At 41.4% G+C, this 18,804-nt stretch carries 15 protein-coding genes and 3 CRISPR repeat arrays; of the genes, 3 read left to right on the top strand and 12 right to left on the bottom strand.

The genetic code is table 11. The features are described 5' to 3' along the window. Window positions 1–48 precede the first annotated feature (48 nt). Window positions 49–196: a CRISPR direct-repeat array (repeat unit 28 nt; unit sequence TTTCTAAGCTGCCTGTGCGGCAGTGAAC). A 524-nt stretch (window positions 197–720) separates the two neighbouring features. Next, window positions 721–1,278, top strand: a complete 558-nt coding sequence (locus J8L98_RS23900; protein WP_210998552.1) for a DUF4879 domain-containing protein — start codon at window positions 721–723, stop codon at window positions 1,276–1,278. Here the strand turns inward: J8L98_RS23900 and J8L98_RS23905 are convergent, their stop codons facing one another. The 3 genes from J8L98_RS23905 to J8L98_RS23915 form a co-directional block, all read right to left on the bottom strand. Continuing rightward, window positions 1,279–1,746: a hypothetical protein gene (locus J8L98_RS23905; RefSeq protein WP_210998553.1), complete on the bottom strand. Its 468-nt coding sequence runs from the start codon at window positions 1,744–1,746 to the stop codon at window positions 1,279–1,281. A 275-nt stretch (window positions 1,747–2,021) separates the two neighbouring features. Further along, entirely contained in the window at window positions 2,022–2,174 is a 153-nt protein-coding gene (locus tag J8L98_RS23910) for a hypothetical protein (protein WP_210998554.1), read from the bottom strand. Window positions 2,175–2,221: 47 nt separating this feature from the next. After that, window positions 2,222–3,451: a CRISPR direct-repeat array (repeat unit 28 nt; unit sequence TTTCTAAGCTGCCTGTGCGGCAGTGAAC). Between the two features lie 718 nt (window positions 3,452–4,169). Next, window positions 4,170–4,918: direct repeats of the CRISPR family, unit length 28 nt; unit sequence TTTCTAAGCTGCCTGTGCGGCAGTGAAC. 640 nt (window positions 4,919–5,558) lie between these two features. Next, window positions 5,559–6,101 (bottom strand): TetR/AcrR family transcriptional regulator, encoded by a 543-nt coding sequence (locus tag J8L98_RS23915; RefSeq protein WP_210998555.1) that lies wholly within the window; start codon window positions 6,099–6,101, stop codon window positions 5,559–5,561. A 91-nt stretch (window positions 6,102–6,192) separates the two neighbouring features. On the opposite strand from J8L98_RS23915, the gene J8L98_RS23920 reads away from it, so the two are divergent. Then, window positions 6,193–6,831 carry a glutathione S-transferase family protein gene (locus J8L98_RS23920; RefSeq protein WP_210998556.1) on the top strand — a complete coding sequence of 213 codons (639 nt, stop codon included), beginning with the start codon at window positions 6,193–6,195 and terminating at the stop codon, window positions 6,829–6,831. Between the two features lie 72 nt (window positions 6,832–6,903). Here J8L98_RS23920 and J8L98_RS23925 read toward each other — a convergent pair whose 3' ends face one another. The 6 genes from J8L98_RS23925 to J8L98_RS23950 all read right to left on the bottom strand — a co-directional run bounded on the left by J8L98_RS23925 (window position 6,904) and on the right by J8L98_RS23950 (window position 13,325). Continuing rightward, window positions 6,904–7,767 carry a GyrI-like domain-containing protein gene (locus J8L98_RS23925; RefSeq protein ID WP_348771925.1) on the bottom strand — a complete coding sequence of 288 codons (864 nt, stop codon included), beginning with the start codon at window positions 7,765–7,767 and terminating at the stop codon, window positions 6,904–6,906. Between the two features lie 230 nt (window positions 7,768–7,997). Continuing rightward, window positions 7,998–8,357 (bottom strand): hypothetical protein, encoded by a 360-nt coding sequence (locus J8L98_RS23930; protein WP_210998557.1) that lies wholly within the window; start codon window positions 8,355–8,357, stop codon window positions 7,998–8,000. Window positions 8,358–8,411: 54 nt separating this feature from the next. Beyond that, the gene (locus J8L98_RS23935) at window positions 8,412–10,415 is read right to left on the bottom strand and encodes a methyl-accepting chemotaxis protein (protein ID WP_210998558.1); all 2,004 of its coding nucleotides are present in this window, start codon (window positions 10,413–10,415) and stop codon (window positions 8,412–8,414) included. Between the two features lie 242 nt (window positions 10,416–10,657). Further along, a complete protein-coding gene (locus J8L98_RS23940; protein WP_210998559.1) occupies window positions 10,658–11,257 on the bottom strand; it encodes a glutathione S-transferase family protein in 600 nt (199 codons plus the stop codon). Window positions 11,258–11,409: 152 nt separating this feature from the next. After that, window positions 11,410–12,216, bottom strand: a complete 807-nt coding sequence (locus J8L98_RS23945) for a hypothetical protein (protein ID WP_348771926.1) — start codon at window positions 12,214–12,216, stop codon at window positions 11,410–11,412. 239 nt (window positions 12,217–12,455) lie between these two features. Next, window positions 12,456–13,325: a LysR family transcriptional regulator gene (locus J8L98_RS23950; RefSeq protein WP_210998561.1), complete on the bottom strand. Its 870-nt coding sequence runs from the start codon at window positions 13,323–13,325 to the stop codon at window positions 12,456–12,458. 101 nt (window positions 13,326–13,426) lie between these two features. Here J8L98_RS23950 and J8L98_RS23955 point away from each other — a divergent pair, with 101 nt between their 5' ends. Further along, the gene (locus J8L98_RS23955; protein WP_192509408.1) at window positions 13,427–13,801 is read left to right on the top strand and encodes a nuclear transport factor 2 family protein; all 375 of its coding nucleotides are present in this window, start codon (window positions 13,427–13,429) and stop codon (window positions 13,799–13,801) included. 722 nt (window positions 13,802–14,523) lie between these two features. Here the strand turns inward: J8L98_RS23955 and J8L98_RS23960 are convergent. From J8L98_RS23960 to J8L98_RS23970, 3 genes are all read right to left on the bottom strand, one after another. Continuing rightward, complete coding sequence (locus J8L98_RS23960) at window positions 14,524–15,633, bottom strand: FAD-dependent monooxygenase (RefSeq protein ID WP_210998562.1); 1,110 nt, start codon at window positions 15,631–15,633, stop codon at window positions 14,524–14,526. 43 nt (window positions 15,634–15,676) lie between these two features. Next, a complete protein-coding gene (locus J8L98_RS23965; protein ID WP_210998563.1) occupies window positions 15,677–18,142 on the bottom strand; it encodes a LodA/GoxA family CTQ-dependent oxidase in 2,466 nt (821 codons plus the stop codon). Between the two features lie 183 nt (window positions 18,143–18,325). After that, a complete protein-coding gene (locus J8L98_RS23970; protein WP_210998564.1) occupies window positions 18,326–18,751 on the bottom strand; it encodes a hypothetical protein in 426 nt (141 codons plus the stop codon). Window positions 18,752–18,804: the final 53 nt, after the last annotated feature.

Here is an 18,804-nt window from a genome sequence, read left to right on the forward strand (position 1 = left end):
CTGTGCGGCAGTGAACTATATTCAGTGGGCGCACCTGTGCTAATTTGCTTTCTAAGCTGCCTGTGCGGCAGTGAACTGCTATGGGTAAAGAGATTAAGCTTATGGCTTTTTCTAAGCTGCCTGTGCGGCAGTGAACGATCTAGTCTCTATGTAAATGGGCGGGCTCAATTTCTAAGCTGCCTGTGCGGCAGTGAACAATAGACTATCATCATAAAAATAAGTTACAACAAGTCGTTACCGCTAAAATACCATTTTAACCATATAAAAAACGACCAATTGTAACTTACTGTTTTATAGTTACTTTTTAAAGAGCGAAAAATAAAGGGCTTTAGAGTAACTAATCACAGCTCATATCTATTCATCTTCATGAATTTATTTCAAGATTCAAGGCGCTATTACCTTAATTTATAACTAAAACCTCGCCTAAATCGGTACTCAAATATCACCTTATAGGTACGGTTACTTTTAAAAGAAATACGCTTTCATCGAATGATATCAGGTTCAATTCATTTGGGGTATGTGAGTACCCACCTACTCTACCAGCGAAAACAACGGTTAACGTTGTACATTGCCTGACAATAAATGTGTTTTCTTCTAACAATAACGCTAATACACACATCTATTAAGAGAACAAAAAACAAACAACTTGATACACATAAAATTAACCTATAAGTTACAAACGAGATACACAAACGCAAACCAACCAAGAAGGATATTTAAATGAATACGCTAAAAAAATTACTCATGGCAGCGGTTGTTGCCAGCACATGCGCTACCGCGAATAGCTCAGAGTTATTAAATAACGCAATGCAAAGTTGGGAATTTCAACAGTATCAAGCGCAGCTAAAACAAGAGATCATTGATACTCATAATAGTTATCAAACATATATTAAAGAGTCAGGCCAGGTACATACTATGGCACCGGCTGCCCCGTTAAGTTCATTCGAAATTAGAGGTGCAATTTCAACACAATACCCTCAGTGGGAGTTTGTTACAGAATCAGCTTTTTCAACCAGTCAAAATCACGGCGGCAATGAGCTATACATCGTCACTAGGGAAGTAGGATACGCAAATCCAGCATCTCGCCTTGCAAAAATTAACGGTTCTAATTTATCAATCATTGATACACAACCTGTAACATCAGGAAATTTAGTTGTGGGTTATTTGGTTATTTGGAAATATCCCCATACGAACTTTACTTCAGGCAGCGCTACCGCAAGTGCTCGCTCAATCAATTTTCCGAATAACTTAGAAGATGACCGTTTATACATACGTTGATCAAGCGCTTGTATGAAAACGGCCACCGCCACCATATTGATAACTTTCTAATGTATTTATCAATGATTTAGAAAACTGAACTTGAGAGGGTGTAGCACCATTTTGTACAGCCTCTTTTAATCGCTCTTTTTGCATCGCAATCACATCAATTTTATTATTTTCAGCCGCCTGTAAGGCTGATAACGACACCTCGCCACTGGCTTGATTCAAACCATTTTTAGTCGCACCATAGTTTAATGAAAGTGCAGCATGCTGACCTAGTGAAAGTGTTCCCTCGTCATATAGAGCTTTAGAGGCCGTGGATAAATCTTGCAAAGTCATATTAGAAAAATCAAATTTTTGCTGTTCAGTGGTGCTGCTCAGATTGTTGGTAGGCGGCGAGTTTTTGCCGACTTTTTCAGCTTGATAATTATTAACTTTTGAAACTTGATTTTGAGTATATTCATAAGCTTGGTTAGCTATTTTCATTTTACACATCCATTGTTAACAAGTTGTATAACTTGTAAGCAAAACACATGCCTACTTCACTGACTTTTCATCAGACGCTTAACCGAGGTGATGTGCATAGCTGTGGGTCACCCTCTTTAAATGCGTAATAAACACGCCGACTCAACCGCTTCATCGCCCTTCCCCAACTTCATCGCCCTTCCCCAACTTCGTCGCCTTTCCGCCACCTTCGTCGCCCTGAACTGGTTTCAGGGTCCACGTTGAAACATATTCGGTATTGTGGAGCCTGACCTGCGTCAGGAAGACGAGGTGTGTATGACCTCACATCGAAGTGTTGCGCCACCTATCAAACGAAAGCGTTTCGGCCACTCATCACCAAAGCTGCCTGTGCGGCAGTGCATATACCGGTTCACCCACTTTCGTCGCCCTGAACTGGTTTCAGGGTCCATGAAGTTGCCAAATCCATCCATGGAGCTGGGTCACATCGGTCATCCATGACCTAAGCTGTCTGTGCGGCAGTGAACGTATGGTGGCGTTATTTGGTGAGTGTGGCAGTTTTCTAAGCTGCCTGCGTGGCAGTGAAGGGAAAGAAGAAATCGAATTGGGTTTAGTGCTTTTTCTAAGCTGCCTGCGTGGCAGTAAAGGGTTAAAAAGGCTGCATTGCGCTGGCGTGAATTTTTCTAAGCTGCCTGCGTGGCAGTGAAGGGTTAAAAAGGCTGCATTGCGTTGGCGTGAATTTTTCTAAGCTGCCTGCGTGGCAGTGAAGGAAATCCGCTTCGATGGGCTAGCGCCCATGGCTTTCTAAGCAGCCTGCGTGGCAGTGAAGCCTTGCAGTGACTTGGGGAACTCTGGCGAATATTTCTAAGCTGCCTGTGCGGCAGTGAACATGGTGACGATGGTGATGATGGTGATGATGATTTTCTAAGCTGCCTGTGCGGCAGTGAACATCAACACGATGATCTTCTCTTAAGTTCATCGTTTCTAAGCTGCCTGTGCGGCAGTGAACTCTTTTGCTCAAAATAATATGTATGAATCACATTTCTAAGCTGCCTGTGCGGCAGTGAACAACACATATTATCTTAGCTCAGATAAAGAAATTTTCTAAGCTGCCTGTGCGGCAGTGAACGTGGATTTACTCAAATCAAAGTATACACGCAATTTCTAAGCTGCCTGTGCGGCAGTGAACGAATATCTTAGACTTGTGGATATATTCGATCATTTCTAAGCTGCCTGTGCGGCAGTGAACGAGGCCATAGTGGAGAGGTATGATTCCTTAATTTTCTAAGCTGCCTGTGCGGCAGTGAACCTAACGGCCCTGACGGAACTAAGGCCGCTGACTTTCTAAGCTGCCTGTGCGGCAGTGAACACAAATAGGCAAACCTGCTAATTGGCGCGCTTTTTCTAAGCTGCCTGTGCGGCAGTGAACTTGGCCAAGCGCGTTTGAACACCGCCAAAAAATTTCTAAGCTGCCTGTGCGGCAGTGAACGTCACGGCGGATTAGATAATTTCCCTTTGTTCTTTCTAAGCTGCCTGTGCGGCAGTGAACCACTGGCGCCGAAATGGTGGTTGGTGCCATGATTTCTAAGCTGCCTGTGCGGCAGTGAACTAACGTCCCCAGTCTCGTTATCCCCCTGTGGATTTCTAAGCTGCCTGTGCGGCAGTGAACGCGTTTTATAAAGATCGCGCCAACGCTATAAATTTCTAAGCTGCCTGTGCGGCAGTGAACAATAGAATATCATCATAAAAATAAGTTACAACAAGTCGTTACGGCCAAAATACCATTTTAACCATATAAAAAACGACCAACTGTAACTTACTGTTTTATAATTACTTTTTAAAGGGCGAAAAATAAAAGGTTTTTAAAGGGTATTTTCCCCCTAACGAACTGCAACTTACCCAAACACATCAAACTACCTTTGCTACAGTGCACGAACATAACCCACCTTCGTCGCCCTGAACTGGTTTCAGGGTCCATGAAGTTGTCACTTAAGTGTAAACAATCCATCCATGGAGCTGGGTCACATCGGTCATCCGGATGACCTCACTTCTTCGTGCTGCGAAACTACGTTTCGGTCACTCATCACCTAAGCTGCCTGTGCGGCAGTGAAGAATTGGACTATCGGCTTAAGCGGGGCGTGCATATTTCTAAGCTGCCTGTGATCGAATCACCCAACTTCGTCGCCTTTCCCCCACCTTCGTCGCCCTGAACTGGTTTCAGGGTCCATGTTGAAACATATGCGTATTGTGGATCCTGACCTGCGTCAGGAAGACGGGATGTGTATGATCTCACATCAAAGTGCTGCACCACCTTCGTCGCCCTGAACTGGTTTCAGGGTCCATAAAGTTGCCACTTAAGCGTAAACAATCCATCCATGGAGCTGGGTCACATCGGTCATCCATGACCTCACTTCTTTGTGCTGCGAAACTACGTTTCGGTCACTCATCACCTAAGCTGCCTGTGCGGCAGTGAACCGGGGCGTCAACGGCCACATCTTTAACTTGTGTTTCTAAGCTGCCTGTGCGGCAGTGAACATGACCCAAGCGGCGTAGTGCTCAACCCATTTTTTCTAAGCTGCCTGTGCGGCAGTGAACATAACAAAAGTTGATTTCGGTATACCACCTTATTTTCTAAGCTGCCTGTGCGGCAGTGAACTTTGCAAGACGGTGTTGATTTAAACGCAGCGTTTTCTAAGCTGCCTGTGCGGCAGTGAACATGGATTTAGACAGATAACAGATAGTGATGTATTTCTAAGCTGCCTGTGCGGCAGTGAACCCAGAGGTTGGCGCGCCAGCATTACCGCTAGATTTCTAAGCTGCCTGTGCGGCAGTGAACTAGTAATGGCGAAATCACCGAACAGTGAGCTATTTCTAAGCTGCCTGTGCGGCAGTGAACCGCGATATGTATCGCAAATTTCGCGCGAATAATTTCTAAGCTGCCTGTGCGGCAGTGAACATCGCGGTGAAGTGTGGGAAATTAACGAGCAATTTCTAAGCTGCCTGTGCGGCAGTGAATGCTTAAACCGCTTTGGCTTAGGTTAACTAATTTTTCTAAGCTGCCTGTGCGGCAGTGAACCACCACCACTTACAGCTGAACACATTTTTACATTTCTAAGCTGCCTGTGCGGCAGTGAACCAGCCATCTCAGTCGATACAGCAAAGCTTGAATTTCTAAGCTGCCTGTGCGGCAGTGAACAATAGACTATCATCATAAAAATAAGTTACAACAATTCGTTACGGTCAAAATACCATTTTAACCATATAAAAAACGACCAACTGTAACTTATTGTTTTATAATTACTTTTTAAAGAGCCAAAATAATAGGGTATTTTCATCATGTTAGACTCGATGATGACATACAATATCCGCACCTGCTAATAATTAACCTCACATTACTGAATTCAGACATGTCATATGCCTGTTATTGTATTTTCCGTTTTCACTAGATCCTGAATCAAGTTCAGGAAGACAATAAAATCAATTCCTGTCAGCTGTTACTATTCACCCTCACCAGATCCTGAATCAAGTTCAGGAAGACAATAAAATTAATTCCTGTCAGCTGTTACTATTAACCCTCACTAGATCCTGAATCAAGTTCAAGAAGACAATAAAATTACCCCCTATCAGCTGTTACTATTCACCCTCACCAGACCCTGAATCAAGTTCAGGAATACAATAAAATTAACCCCTATCAGCTGTTACTATTCACCCTCACCAGACCCTGAATCAAGTTCAGGAAGACAATAAAATTAATCCCTGTCAGCTGTTATTATTCACCCTCACTATTCGTCTTCGCTCGATCTTGAAGCGAGCTCAGAAAAACAATAAGGAGCATGTTACATATCATTGTGAGCCGCTGATTCACATGCCGATAGCAGCTCTTCTTTTAAGCTTTCATCTGTTAATGTTTGCGCTAAAGCCACGGCACCAATCATAGTCGCCGCTTGAACAAGCGCTCCTTTTCGGTCATCCATATGGCTGTCTATGTAATCGACAAAACCAGAAAATACCTTTTCATATGTTTTACGAATCTCGGGGTCTCTATGACGAATATCAGAAATGAGTAAAGCAATGGGGCACAGTTGCGTTTTTTGCGCATCATTACTTTGGCGTAAATAATTATGTTTGAGCGCCTTAAATGAATTTTGACAACCAACTTCTAGCTGTTGTTTTGCCACTAAACCTGCAACAGGAATCGCTTCATGATACAACTGCGATTTAGATTTAAAATGGCTATAAAAAGCACCTCGGGTCATATTGGCTTTTTCCATAACTTCATCAATGCCAACACCATCAAACCCCTGCTCGACAAATAATTTAGCGGCAGCTTCTAAAATACGCTGACGAGATTTCTGTTTATGATTTATATCCCAAGGCATGTTTTTCTCAAAAGTTTAAGAATATGTTCTTGAACATATTGTCATGCTTTTTATTATGAGATCAACCATCAAGTCCATTAAAGGAAATACCATGAATACACTCACTATTATTGGCCCGGAGTTTTCGACTTTTGTTAGAAGTATTGAGTTAATCTGCAAGTACAAAGGAGTAGATTACCAACTTAGTCTTGAATATGAGGGCAAAGCATTGGAGATCAGCAGCGACACGCTGACAAAACTACATCCATTTAAAAAAGTGCCTATTTTAATCGATGGTGATTTCATTTTGCCTGAATCAAACGCAATTGCACGTTACCTTGAACATTTTGATGGGCCCAGCATTTTTAACAGTAACCCTCAGGTTTATGGTCAAATAGATGCGTGGTCTAGTATGTTGTCAATTTACGCTTTTCGTGCACTTATTAGTGACTACATTATCGAAATAAAATTCCCCAGTGGTATTAACGACCAGGTTGATATGTGTAAATTAACCGCGGCAAAACCCGCTGTTTTAGAGACTTTTAGGCACATTAATAGACAGTTAGCAGGCAACAACTATTTAGTTGCCAATCAGTTTTCATTGGCCGATGCGATAATTTTACCAATATTGGACTATCATATGAATTTACCTGCGCAACTGAATCTACTTGCTGAGTTTCCTAATATCATTGCATATTACAAACGCATAAGCGCTTTGCCGTTCTGTAAAGGGGTTTTACACAACGATTAAACAATGACTATCATGATATGGTAACTCCTAACTCTTACATCAACATTGTCTCTACCACTGCGCGCTATATGATTAGCGCAGTGGTAAAAATATGTCAGTCAACAAATCGCATTCATCAACTTCATGGATCAAGTTAATGTATTGAAAAAAGCACGGGTGCTCCGCTGGTTGCTCATCTCTATCGACAAACCACTGCTGATAAAAAGCATTAATTGTATTGTCTAATGCCTCATGACTACCACGATGGCGCACTTTAGCACAACGCATTTCGGGGATCTCCGCATTGTGTACAGAAAACGCGTTATTTGGTATAGATTTACACACCGAGCCGCATATTTTAAACCGAAATGCTTCTGGTATCATCGTGTTTGGATCACCATTAGGGATGCCAAATGTTTTACTACTATGAATGGGTGATAACCCACTGGCTTTTCTCCAGCTTACAAACTGCCCAGCAGTCTCATATACTCGATCAGCAGCACCTCTATGTTCAATAAAAGCAATCATTGTTTTCGGAAAAACATCAACAGTTACATCAAGTAAGACCAAAGGATTACTCGCCAAAGTAAACTCAAATACTGCATGCCACTGAGGCCATTTAGGGGCACTTCTAAATCCTGAAGGTGTTTGGTTAAAGGTACGTTTAAAGGCCCTTGAAAACGCTTCTGCACTGTCAAACCCTGCTTTAATTGCAATATCGAGTATTTTCTTATCGGTTTCGAATACCAATTCAAACGAGGCACGTTTTAACCTTGCTAATAGAATATATTTACTCACTGTAATATGCATATTGGCGACAAATAAGCGATGAAAATGATATTTCGACAACGCGGCTACATCACTTAAGTGCTCAATACTCATAGGTATATCTAAGTTTTGTGCAATATAATCACAAACACGCTGAATACTTCGGTGCGGTGCTACCTTATTCTTCACTTTGTACACTCAATAACTGATCCTAAACTGTGGGAAGTATCGCAAAACAACAGAAGTGATACTTGACCAAGGTTGCGCTTTCCTAAAAAACCATATTACCTGAATCAAAATACGCATTTTACCGCAATTTTAAACCGCACAATTCGGCTTCCGCTTTATATCATTCATAAAAAATGGCCATTGAGCGCAACATCAATGGCCATTTATGAATTCGTAAAAACTAGTTCACCTTAGCCACCACATTTATTGAACTCTTCACTGGCTTTGGCATACACGGTACAAAAGTCATCGTTACCATTCGTTGCTGTAATTTTTCCACCGTCAAAAATAGCGTTAATCACTTTGCTTTTAGTGATCGTTAATCGTTTGTTCTTACATGACTTCACAGCCATCGCACCACATTCAGCAGCGCTAGCTGCCTCTTTAAATTTAGAGCAGCTTTGCTTACCTTTACACTTTTTATAACTTATTTTATCTTTTCCTGGGCATGACGTTCTCGTGTATTGGATTTCACAAGTTCCAGCAACCGCAACTTCCATGAAAAAATAAGCAAAAAATGCAATAAATAAACTCGCAATTTTCAATTTCATACAATGATCCTCTCAGTGAGTAAGACGAATTAATAGTCGCTAAATAATCAGCCACTAGGTTTTAAATTTGGTCAATAGGGCACGCTGCGTTTCAGCCATTTGTGCTAACTGTAAGCTTGCTTGCTGATTGTCTTTCGCTTGCTCTGTTGTGGTATTCGTGATATCTCGTATACTATTTACACTCTCTAACTGGGTGTTTGCGGCGACAGTTTGCTGCTCTGAAGCCGCTGCAATTTGTTGGCTCATGTCACGGATAGTTTGGATACTTTGCACAATAGACTGCAACATATTCTTCACGCTATTGATCCCGTCGACGCATTCTCTTGAGGCTTGCTGAGAACTGGTCATACTCTCAACGGCCTGCTGTGCACCACTGATCAAGTTTTCAATGGCTGATTGAATCTCTTGTGTTGACTCTTGAGTACGGCTGGCCAATGACCTCACCTCATCAGCCACCACTGCAAACCCACGTCCTTGCTCTCCGGCCCTAGCCGCTTCTATTGCAGCATTGAGTGCCAATAAATTGGTCTGTTCTGCAATGCCTTTTATTTCAGCCAATACCGAACTAATACTGACCGTATCGTTATTTAGCTGCTGAATCACGTTTGCCGAGCCTTCTATGGTTTTACCCAACGCTGAAATACTCTCTACGTTCTTCAGTAACACGGTTTCCCCTTGTTCAGCTTCAGTACTGGCTTTTTCAACTTCTTCTAACGTGCTGTGCACACTTGCAGCAACAGAGGCGACTGTTTCTGTCATTTCGTTGATCGACGTACTCATTGCGTGCATTTGTGAACTTTGTTCATTGGCACTATTAAAGCTTTGATCAGCTATCACACTGGTTTGTTCTGCTGTACTGGCCAACAACTGCGAGTTATCCGATATTTCATTTAACGTATCGCGCAAACTATTTACGAGTTGCTGCATGCTTTGCGCCATCTCACCCAACTCATCTTCTTGCTCTTTTACAAACTGAACAGTCATGTCGCCCGTTGCTGCGGTTTTAATTTGTTGTATTGACATAGCCAACGGTACTTTGATTGAACGAGTCACTACAAATGACACTGCAATAGACAACACAATGATCAACCCGGCCAACATTGTGATCACAAATTGATTATCAGACACTGTACTTTCAGCCTGTGATTGAATCGAGCCAGTATAAGTCATTATTTGTTTCTTGAGCTCAGCGATTAATTCTCTGGTTTCCTTAGCATGCTGTTTAATAACATCGAAATCTTTTTTAACTTTGCCAAGTTGTTTCAATACACTTACTTTTGAGCTAATAGCGCTATCGCTGCCCACTAATGCATTTTTAAAGCTCGTTAGGTTTTGATGCATTGATGCCAGTTCATCACTTCCTTGCAGCTCACTTGCCATTTGTATTTTATTAAATAATTCATCAATTTCGCTAACACTGCCTTGTAATTCAGACTGTACACCAAGCACCTCAAACACAATCTGTGAGCGTAGCACTGAGTTGGCACTATCTACCGCGCTTTCAATAAGTGATACAAAGGTCGCTAAGAGGTCTATGGTCGCCTCTTGCTCTGCCATTCCTTCTAAATCGTATGCAAAACTTAAGCTTTCATCGCCCATATCACCGAATTCTTGTGCCAACTCATTGGTTTTTTCAATTTGGGTCAAAATGGCCAAATAGTTAGTGATGCTGGTGATTGACGTGGTGTAAAGCGCTGCATTGGTTTTCTCTAATTTAGAGAGTATTTCTGCAAACTCAGGTAGGCCATCTAACTGTAATGCAAGTGCTTGTAAATTGGTTTGGTTTTCATCGTATCGTTTGTCGAAATCAGCTTTAATGGTATTTGCTACACTACGACGCTCTGTCGCAAATAGCTGTATTAAGCTCAGCTCGGTTGCCAAAACACTTTCTGACAGTGCAGCACCAGATATTAAAGTTGGGACACTTTTAGTCGATACTTTTTGTATTCCCTTACCAATATTGGATATGCCCATTATAGATACAGAAAACAAAATAACAGACAAAAGCAATACGACCGCGAAGCCACCAAATATTCGCCACGTAACAGTTAAATTCATATGATTTATCGTACAGATTGGTAATACTCAATGTATAGCAAAGATCCCAAAATTTGCGAATTTCAAAGGCAACGTCAGTTAACGTAACACGGCGACAATAATATGCAGTTGTGCAGTTTGTATCAGGCTTTAAACAAACACCAGCCAACCTGTTTACTGAAACAAAGCCAACTAACGTGCGCAGCGTTGGCTTTTGATTAGTATATGATTCATTGATGCAAACGATGAACTAAAATAAGGAGTTAAGGGACGGCCATAAAGCCTGGGAGAGATTCAACTTTCGACTGCCAATTAAGTATACTTGGGAATTTTCCATTAATATCAGAGGCGCCTTCAGCCAATTTAATATAGCTATACAATGCAATATCTGCAATAGTGGGCGTACTGCAAGCCAGCCAATCATGAGAGTGAAGTAAACGCTCTAAGCCCTGATATAACTGCGTTGTTACTACAACCGCTTGCTCATAATCACCGGGTTTATTCAGTTGTTTAATGCCTCTTAGCATAGCGGGCCCCATCACTAACGGACCAGATGAAACCGCTAATAACCTGTGTATCATCGCTTGTTTCACAGGGGAAGATGGGTACCAAATTCCAGAGTTATCAAATACTTTAGCCAAATAAACTAAGATAGCGCTAGAATCACAAATAACGCGTTCTGCATGTTTCAAAACAGGTACTTGGCCAAATGCGTTTAACTTCAAAAATGCGTCTGATTGATGCTGCTTAGCCTTTAAGTCAACGATTTCAAATTCATACTCCAGCTGAAGTATTGATAAAAACAATGACACTTTATGAGTATGCCCAGATAGCGGATGTCCATATAACTTAATATCTTCCATAATAAACCCTTAATAATTAATGGTGTACAACAATCAACCATTAAACAATAGATTCTATTAAAAACAAAGAGTAATAATATGAACTTTACTTAACAAAGACACTGTTATCTGATGTCATAGCAGCACAAAGACAAGAGGGATGTACGTTATGCTTATAATGAGGGCTTGACACATTCGGCTAATGGCTGCCATGTATAACGTCCCGAGTGTAAAGTGTCGCGCGTTCTAATACTCATATTTGGGTTGCGTAGCTTTAACACTTTTCGTTTTTCAAAATAACCGTTTTTGAGGGCATCTTTTGTGATTGGGTGATGACTAAATAGCTGATCGAAACTGCCGTCATTTATTGCCCTGTGCAGCCCATCGGTTAAGCGCTTGCGTAGCCTATGATTATTTTTATTCACAAAAAAATACATCGCAGAGGGGTAACACAAACCAAAGCGGCTATCGATCTGTAGCTTAGGGTGGCCAACCACTTCAGACCAAGGCTCATGCAGAGCTCTGGGAAACAAATCAAAGCGCTTTTGTTCTAACATTTTCAATAAATTCTGCGCCCCAGCGGTTTCAACAGTCAAACTATTAAATGCATAGATCTTTGAGTCAGGCCAATCGTTACCACTGCCGAATCGATAATCCAACAATGCAGTTGCATATTGGTGTTTCTTTAGCCTTGATTGTAAGTCTTTATGAATAATAAAAATACGCGCCCCCATCATGCCCTTTAGCAATGGGATATAAACGGTACCTAATTTTTGCTCTCGTTTAATCGAGGTCATGCTCCAATGCACATCAATTAAATCGGCTTTAGCAAGCAGATCTAATGTTCTGGCCTGCGGGGTATCTTCAAGGGGGTTTTCAATTAATTGATATGGTCCATATTCAAACGTACTTTTTTCGAGTGCCAACCGTAATAAGTCGACATAATAGGTTTGCTTTGGATCAACAAATTTATGAGACACATTGTATCTCACCGTATCAATGGCTTCGCAATTCTCACTAAACAGCATTAATATAAAAAAAAGCAACAATCCATGACACTTACTCACAACCATAAAACTCTATCATTCCTTTAAAAACTTCGTTCATTATAGCAGAGTATCTATATTTGAAACGTAAATACGCGTATCTATTTGTCAACGCTCACATCAAATACGTATATTCTAACTATGATGTTTCGCACATCGTTCATCTCAAACTATTACGTTATATTGAACATTAAGTCATCAAAAGCAGTTTTAATGGCTGTTTGAGCAAGTTTGACGGTGGTAGGCACGGCACTTGTGTATGGGTGCACCGTATACACATCTGTTGCCATTAAGTGCTGGTCAGTGTAGACCGGTGCTAACTGGGTATATTGAGGTAGTAGTATATTCGGCACAATCCCGATGCCAAATCCAGCGCTAATAAGCGATATTGTTTGGTATATGTTGTCTGTAATATGTGTTGCCATAAACTGCTGCTTCTGTGATGACCCACCAGCTTTATAAAATGTATGATTTATCTGAGTACCTTGCCAATGATTCGCAATATAAGTCACAGCACTTAAATCTGGAGTATGATGTTTAGCTTTGCATAACACATCATAAAATCGGCCAATAAGTCGTTGCTTATAGCGACTGTCTTGACTCCTACCCACACGAATTGCTAAATCAATATCATGATGCATCAGATCCAACTGTTCATCTTGGCAAATCAATGACAAACGTACTTTTGGATGCGCTAAAAATGTCTTCGTTAATGCAGGTACTACCAGGGAGTCCATTAACGCATGTGGGGCGGTAATCGTGAGTTTGCCAGCTGGCTCGATTTGTTGCGCCATCACTTCATCCCAAGCTTGTTCTGAAATTTGATGCATTTTTACACAGTGGGCATAAAATCGTTCACCGCTAGGCGTTAACGATTGCCGACGTGTAGTGCGCTTTAACAGTGTAGTTGCTAACTCACCTTCTAATTGTTTTAAGTGTTGACTCAATACCGATTTAGAGAGCCCTAGCTTCTCAGCAGCTTTAGTTATCGACCCAGCCTCCACAATGCGCATAAATAAATTCATATGGCGTAGCTTATTCATATTGTTTCACCAGATTAAACAGTATTTTCTATTAGTCTTGTTTTTCTTTACAAAGCATAGCGCTAAACTTGGTCGCAAGTAAACAATAGAGATAATAGAACATGGCACCACAAACCGTATTTGAAGCTTGTAAAACAGGTATTTTACAATGGCAAACCGCATTTAATAACCAAGATGCGGCTGGGTGTGCTGCCCAGTACCACCCTGAATGTACGATGGTGGCAAAACCATTTGGGACGTTTAAAGGCACTGAGCAAATACAAGCTTTATGGCAGCAAATTATTGATCAAGGTTTTCATAGTGTTGAATATAGCGATGTCATTTGGCAACCGGAAGGTACCGATGGTTATTTACTGACTTCACACTGGCAAATGAACAAAGCGTATGGAGTTGTACATAAAGAGCATTGGCAAGTTCAAAAAAATGGAAAAGCAGTTTTAATATACGATGAATTTGAGGTGCAAGGGGAGCGGTAGAAAATATGATCAGTTAACTTATGCGCTTTCTTCCTAATCAGTGTTCCACCAAATCAGTCTTCCTGACGCAGGTCAGGATCCATTTACGTTTCGTGTATTCAAACATGGACCCTGAAATAAATTCAGGGAGACGAAATCTTACGCTCTGAAATGAAGTCAGGGAGACGAAATCTTAAGCTATGAAATGAAGTCGGGAGACGAAATCTTAAGTTCTGAAATGAAGCCAGGGAGACAAAGGTGTTAGCCCTGAATTCAGATAGACGAAGACGTTAAGCCTTGAATGAATTCAGAAAGGTGAAGGTACTGAGTTCTAAAAAGAGTATAGAGGAGTGTAAGTTTTTAACGGATGCAACAGCCTTCAACTGATACAACTGCCGTTAACTTATGCGCCGTCCTCCTATTCAGCCCTCCACCAAATCAGCCCTCCACCAAATCAGTCTTCCTGACGCAGGTCAGGATCCATTTGCGTTTCGTGTATTCAAACATGGACCCTGAAATAAATTCAGGAAGACGAAATCCTAAGCCCTGAAATGAAGCTAAGATGTTAGCCCTAAAATGAAGTCAGAAATACGAAGATGTTAAGCCCTCAATGGCTCCTGATAGGTAAAAGCGCTGAAAAATGAGGTGTAAGGCCATCCAAAATAGGTTCACAAAGCGAAAAGGAGTACCGTTCTCAGCAAAGGCCTAATAGAGAAAAGGTTATCATGTATGCGAACTATTCACTAACTCACTAACATGCATTCATTTGTCATTTTTAATTGTTGCTTACTTTGCCAAAATGGCGACCCTTGCCAGCGTTGCTCTGCATTATAGCGCTGCACCAATTCATTTAAGTACGTATTATAAATTAAAGTCATTTGTTCGGAGTAATCCGCTAACCCAGCACAATTACCCGCAAAAGACTGCATGATTGCATGACACGCTTTCTCTGCCATATACATACTCGTTGTCATGCCATGTGATGATAAGGGATCAAACGACATTGCAGCATCACCTAGCATCAGCCAAGTATCTCCTGTTAACTGACTGCATATATGACTGCTAGCATTCACCATTCGTACTTTTGTGCTATGTTCTTGAGGAATAAATTGCTTAAAGTACAGTGAGTCTTGATTAATTTCATGCCAATTTTCAAACGATTTATATAACTCAAAGTCAGGTGAAGCTTGGTTGCTAAAAATAGCCAACATGTTTTGATTTTGGTTCATTTTAGACACCAACCCCCAGTGATTTTGCTGGGCTTCAACAAGCACTGGATGACTGAGCTTTTCGCCTGATATTCTTGGTACATTCACCACAAATGCCATTAACTTATCAAAACAGTGACGCGAAATATTTAAAGCTCTTGGTAAATACCCTTGTCGGCCGCTGGCATCAACAACAAAACGCGCACACACCTCAATAACTTGCCCATTACTTTTACTACCAAGTAACCAATGCGATGGTTGTCGCTCGATACTGATTACTTTATGCAATTTGACTACCGAGTCTGGTAAGTCATATGCTAGCTGCCTAACTAGGCCATGTTTATCGACTTTCCAGCCATGCCCTTGCATAGTTGACTCTAAACTAGGGTGCTGCAGTTGAGCAGCCCCCCATGATGAAAAAGTACCAGAACAAGGAAAGTGTATTTCATGCTGTAAATATTTCATCAAACCCAGCCGCTCTAACAATGGGTTAACCGTTGCAGGCAAACTTTCAGCAAAGCTCATGTTTATAGGCTTATCATCATGAAACAATACAACTTTGAAACCTTGCGTTGCTAACTCCTTAGCCAGTAATACACCGCTTACTCCCATTCCAATTACGGCGCAATCAAATTTTACAGTCATTTTTACTCTCATCAAAATAGCGCCCTTACGAGCGCATCTTATTTTAGTTTTTATCCGCTTTGCTGTAAGCAACATAAACCACTTCAGGAATACCCGTATTCTCTCCTTGTTCAACAGGTCGAGCCATTACCATTCCCATATGCTTCCATTGTGTGACCATCTGAATTAAGCCATTGGTATAGCCTCCTTCTGCGTGGTAACCAACAAATCCCAAATCGGCAGTATGTAGCCAATCAAGTCGTTGTGAATATTGTTCCAATCGCAGTTGATCAAATGATGCTTCTGTCATGCCCTGTGCAATTTTGTGATCAAAACCATTGGGGGTTTCTGTATCTGAGTTTTTACCATCTTTAAATTTGTTGTAACGCGCAAGAGGCACGATATGTACAGGCAAGTTAGCTGCCCACCAAGCTGGTATAGGAAAATCTTCAGGAGTGTAAACAGCTTGGCAACTCGCAGCATCTGATTGCCAAGGGATCCCCATCCATTTGGTTAAATCTCCAGGTGTATTTTTCCAAAACCAACTTGCATCAGAGTCAGGTATTATCGACTTTTCAACATCAGACACTTGTATTACATGACCAAAATCTTGATACATGTTCAAATCATTGGCTGCCTGAGTTAATCTAAATTCACTTAAACCGAGTAAGCTTATTTGGTCATTAACACCAGATTTTCTCTCATTTTCTGAGTAAATATGTTTATGACGCATAGGCCAGGTCAGTTCTACTCCTGGGTGAAAACCACCCCCATATAGTGCATCTAACGCTGCCCGTGCCGATAGCAATGCTGGGTGGGATGAGTCTGCAAATGTATCAATATAGAATTTAGCCATTGAATCAATTGTGTCTGCGTGACTTTTCTCATCATCCGTAACGGTAAAGTTACCTTGTGACCAATTTAATAAGTGCTGATACATGAACGGTGGGATAGCAAACCATTGCATTGGGCTACCAGGATAATCCACCCCATCATTGGGATAAAATGGCAGCTGTAATTTGTGTGTAGCTTTGCGCCCTTTAATGTCCGTGGTATCTTTGCTTGGAATAATCCGACTGGTATTGATCCATTCACTATCAGTTTGACCTGCATCTTGCTTATCTACAGCTTCATCAAACATCGGGTTTCTAAACTGCTTAAAGATTTCTTCTCGTAATTCACTTGTGGCACAGCCATTATCAAGCAATTTTGCAAACTGATTTTGACTACTGAGTTCACCCATCACTGTATTTACTTGATTGTCGGAGAAGTCCGCTTGGTTAACCCATTGCATACGATATAAACGATATAAAATTGGAAATACATCGCTAAATTGGGTTTTTAATCCAGCTAAATCAGCCTCTTTAAATTGTGACCCACTGACCATATCGTATAAAGTGACAAGTGGTTCAATTTGAGGCGCAAAGTCAGGCGGCGCTGTTGCAATCCATGCGCTATTGTTTTCTTGGTTTATTTTTACAATATTTCCATTTTTTAAGGTTAATTCAGCACTTACGCTACCATCACAAATATCATCATACCAATTAGAGTTGTCTGCAAAGTCGGTATTTAAAGACGACGGAGTCATTGCTTGTGATACCCCGTCCCCAGCATAAAAAGACAATACACCAGAGTCTGAACAACTAATGCTCCCTTGCAAAACATTGTGTCGCTCAGTCATATTAAGCAAGTTTGTCAGACGACTCTCTTGATCGGCTTCATTAGCAGGAAACTTGCCACTTAACTTAACGACGTCATTCTGATTACTCGATACCATCCCCTTACTGCGGATCACTAACTGCTGACGCAATTTGTTACCCAGTACATTCGGATTTCGCCGCTTTGCTGTTTGAGCTGGGGCCAGCCTTTCTAAACTAACATTCTTAGACAAATTACCTGAGCCTTCCGATAATAATGACAAATCGAGGGCATTATTATAGTCGTACCAAAATGCTTTTTTGTTTGCCACACTCACATGCCATGTTACCTTCTCACCATCTCCCAATGTCACTTTTTCTATTGGGTTACCTTGCATGTCACACTTATAAAGATAAAAGCGCTGTGCTTGTTTTTTAACGGCCCCTAAATATTTATCCGCTAATACTGCAACAATCACATCTTCAACAAGGCCCAGTAAAGAGAAGTTAACGATTGACTGTGGTAAAGTCGCATCATCAAGCTTACGCTCAAGTTCCTGTTTTGAGATAACCTTCCCGAGATTAGACTCGATGATTGCGATAGACAACTGACTCTTATGATCACCAGCCAGTTCAGTAACAACTGACTCAGAGACATATTCTTTTACTTGTAAACCGACAGTGTTAACTGCGTCACCTAGTCCCTCAGCAAATACTCTTTGTACGAGTGCTTTTAAATCTCCAAGTGTTACCAAATACTCTACACCTGTATCGTATAAATGTTGCCAAGGTACCTCTGGAGTAAAAACCGCTGTTTCGGATTGAGCAGGACCATTACCAACACGTGCCACGCCAAGTGGTGGATAAATTTTATAGGTATACTGATCAGACATGGTGTTTCCTTATCGATTTTGAGAGATAACACGCACCATTGCATATGACTATACAGATGGGGGTGCCAAGTAGATTATGAATAACCAGTGTAGTCAAATACGAATAAATATCGATTACATGACATTACATCATTCAACTCTCCAAACCTGTACTCCTGACGTTGGTCTGGGTGTAACTCCCCCCTAGCCGTCGTCCTGACGCAGGTCAGGATCCACAAGCACAAAGTGCTCCCTTTGCATGGACCCTGAAATAAATTCAGGGAGACGAGGGACAATAAATTCAAAGAGACGAGGAAGACTCACAGGATAAAACGTCACTGTCCAACTGATGTAACTCACCTCAGCCGTCGTCCTGACGCAAGTCAGGATCCACAAGCACAAAGTGCTCCTCTGCATGGGCCCTGAAATAAATTCAGGGAGACGAGGGGAGATGAATTCAAGGTGACGAAGTAAAATAAACTCAGAAGTACGAAAAATAAATTCAGGGAGACGAGGGGAGATGAATTCAAGGTGACGAAGTAAAATAAACTCAGAAGTACGAAAAATAAATTGAGAGATACGAGGTAGACTCACAGGATAAAACATCAATGTCCAACTGATGTAACTCACCTCAGCCGTCTTCCTGACGCAGGTCAGGATTCACAAACACAAAGTGCCCCCTC

Source organism: Pseudoalteromonas sp. MMG013 (assembly GCF_018100885.1).
Classification (GTDB): Bacteria; Pseudomonadota; Gammaproteobacteria; order Enterobacterales; family Alteromonadaceae; genus Pseudoalteromonas; species Pseudoalteromonas aurantia.

Coding starts and splice junctions, on each gene's coding strand:
- J8L98_RS23920 (WP_210998556.1), top strand. CDS start 6,193: ATGAATACACTCACTATTATTGGCCCGGAGTTTTCGACTTTTGTTAGA.
- J8L98_RS23915 (WP_210998555.1), bottom strand. CDS start 6,101: ATGCCTTGGGATATAAATCATAAACAGAAATCTCGTCAGCGTATTTTA.
- J8L98_RS23910 (WP_210998554.1), bottom strand. CDS start 2,174: ATGGACCCTGAAACCAGTTCAGGGCGACGAAAGTGGGTGAACCGGTAT.
- J8L98_RS23940 (WP_210998559.1), bottom strand. CDS start 11,257: ATGGAAGATATTAAGTTATATGGACATCCGCTATCTGGGCATACTCAT.
- J8L98_RS23905 (WP_210998553.1), bottom strand. CDS start 1,746: ATGAAAATAGCTAACCAAGCTTATGAATATACTCAAAATCAAGTTTCA.
- J8L98_RS23955 (WP_192509408.1), top strand. CDS start 13,427: ATGGCACCACAAACCGTATTTGAAGCTTGTAAAACAGGTATTTTACAA.
- J8L98_RS23965 (WP_210998563.1), bottom strand. CDS start 18,142: ATGTCTGATCAGTATACCTATAAAATTTATCCACCACTTGGCGTGGCA.
- J8L98_RS23900 (WP_210998552.1), top strand. CDS start 721: ATGAATACGCTAAAAAAATTACTCATGGCAGCGGTTGTTGCCAGCACA.
- J8L98_RS23950 (WP_210998561.1), bottom strand. CDS start 13,325: ATGAATAAGCTACGCCATATGAATTTATTTATGCGCATTGTGGAGGCT.
- J8L98_RS23960 (WP_210998562.1), bottom strand. CDS start 15,633: ATGACTGTAAAATTTGATTGCGCCGTAATTGGAATGGGAGTAAGCGGT.
- J8L98_RS23935 (WP_210998558.1), bottom strand. CDS start 10,415: ATGAATTTAACTGTTACGTGGCGAATATTTGGTGGCTTCGCGGTCGTA.
- J8L98_RS23930 (WP_210998557.1), bottom strand. CDS start 8,357: ATGAAATTGAAAATTGCGAGTTTATTTATTGCATTTTTTGCTTATTTT.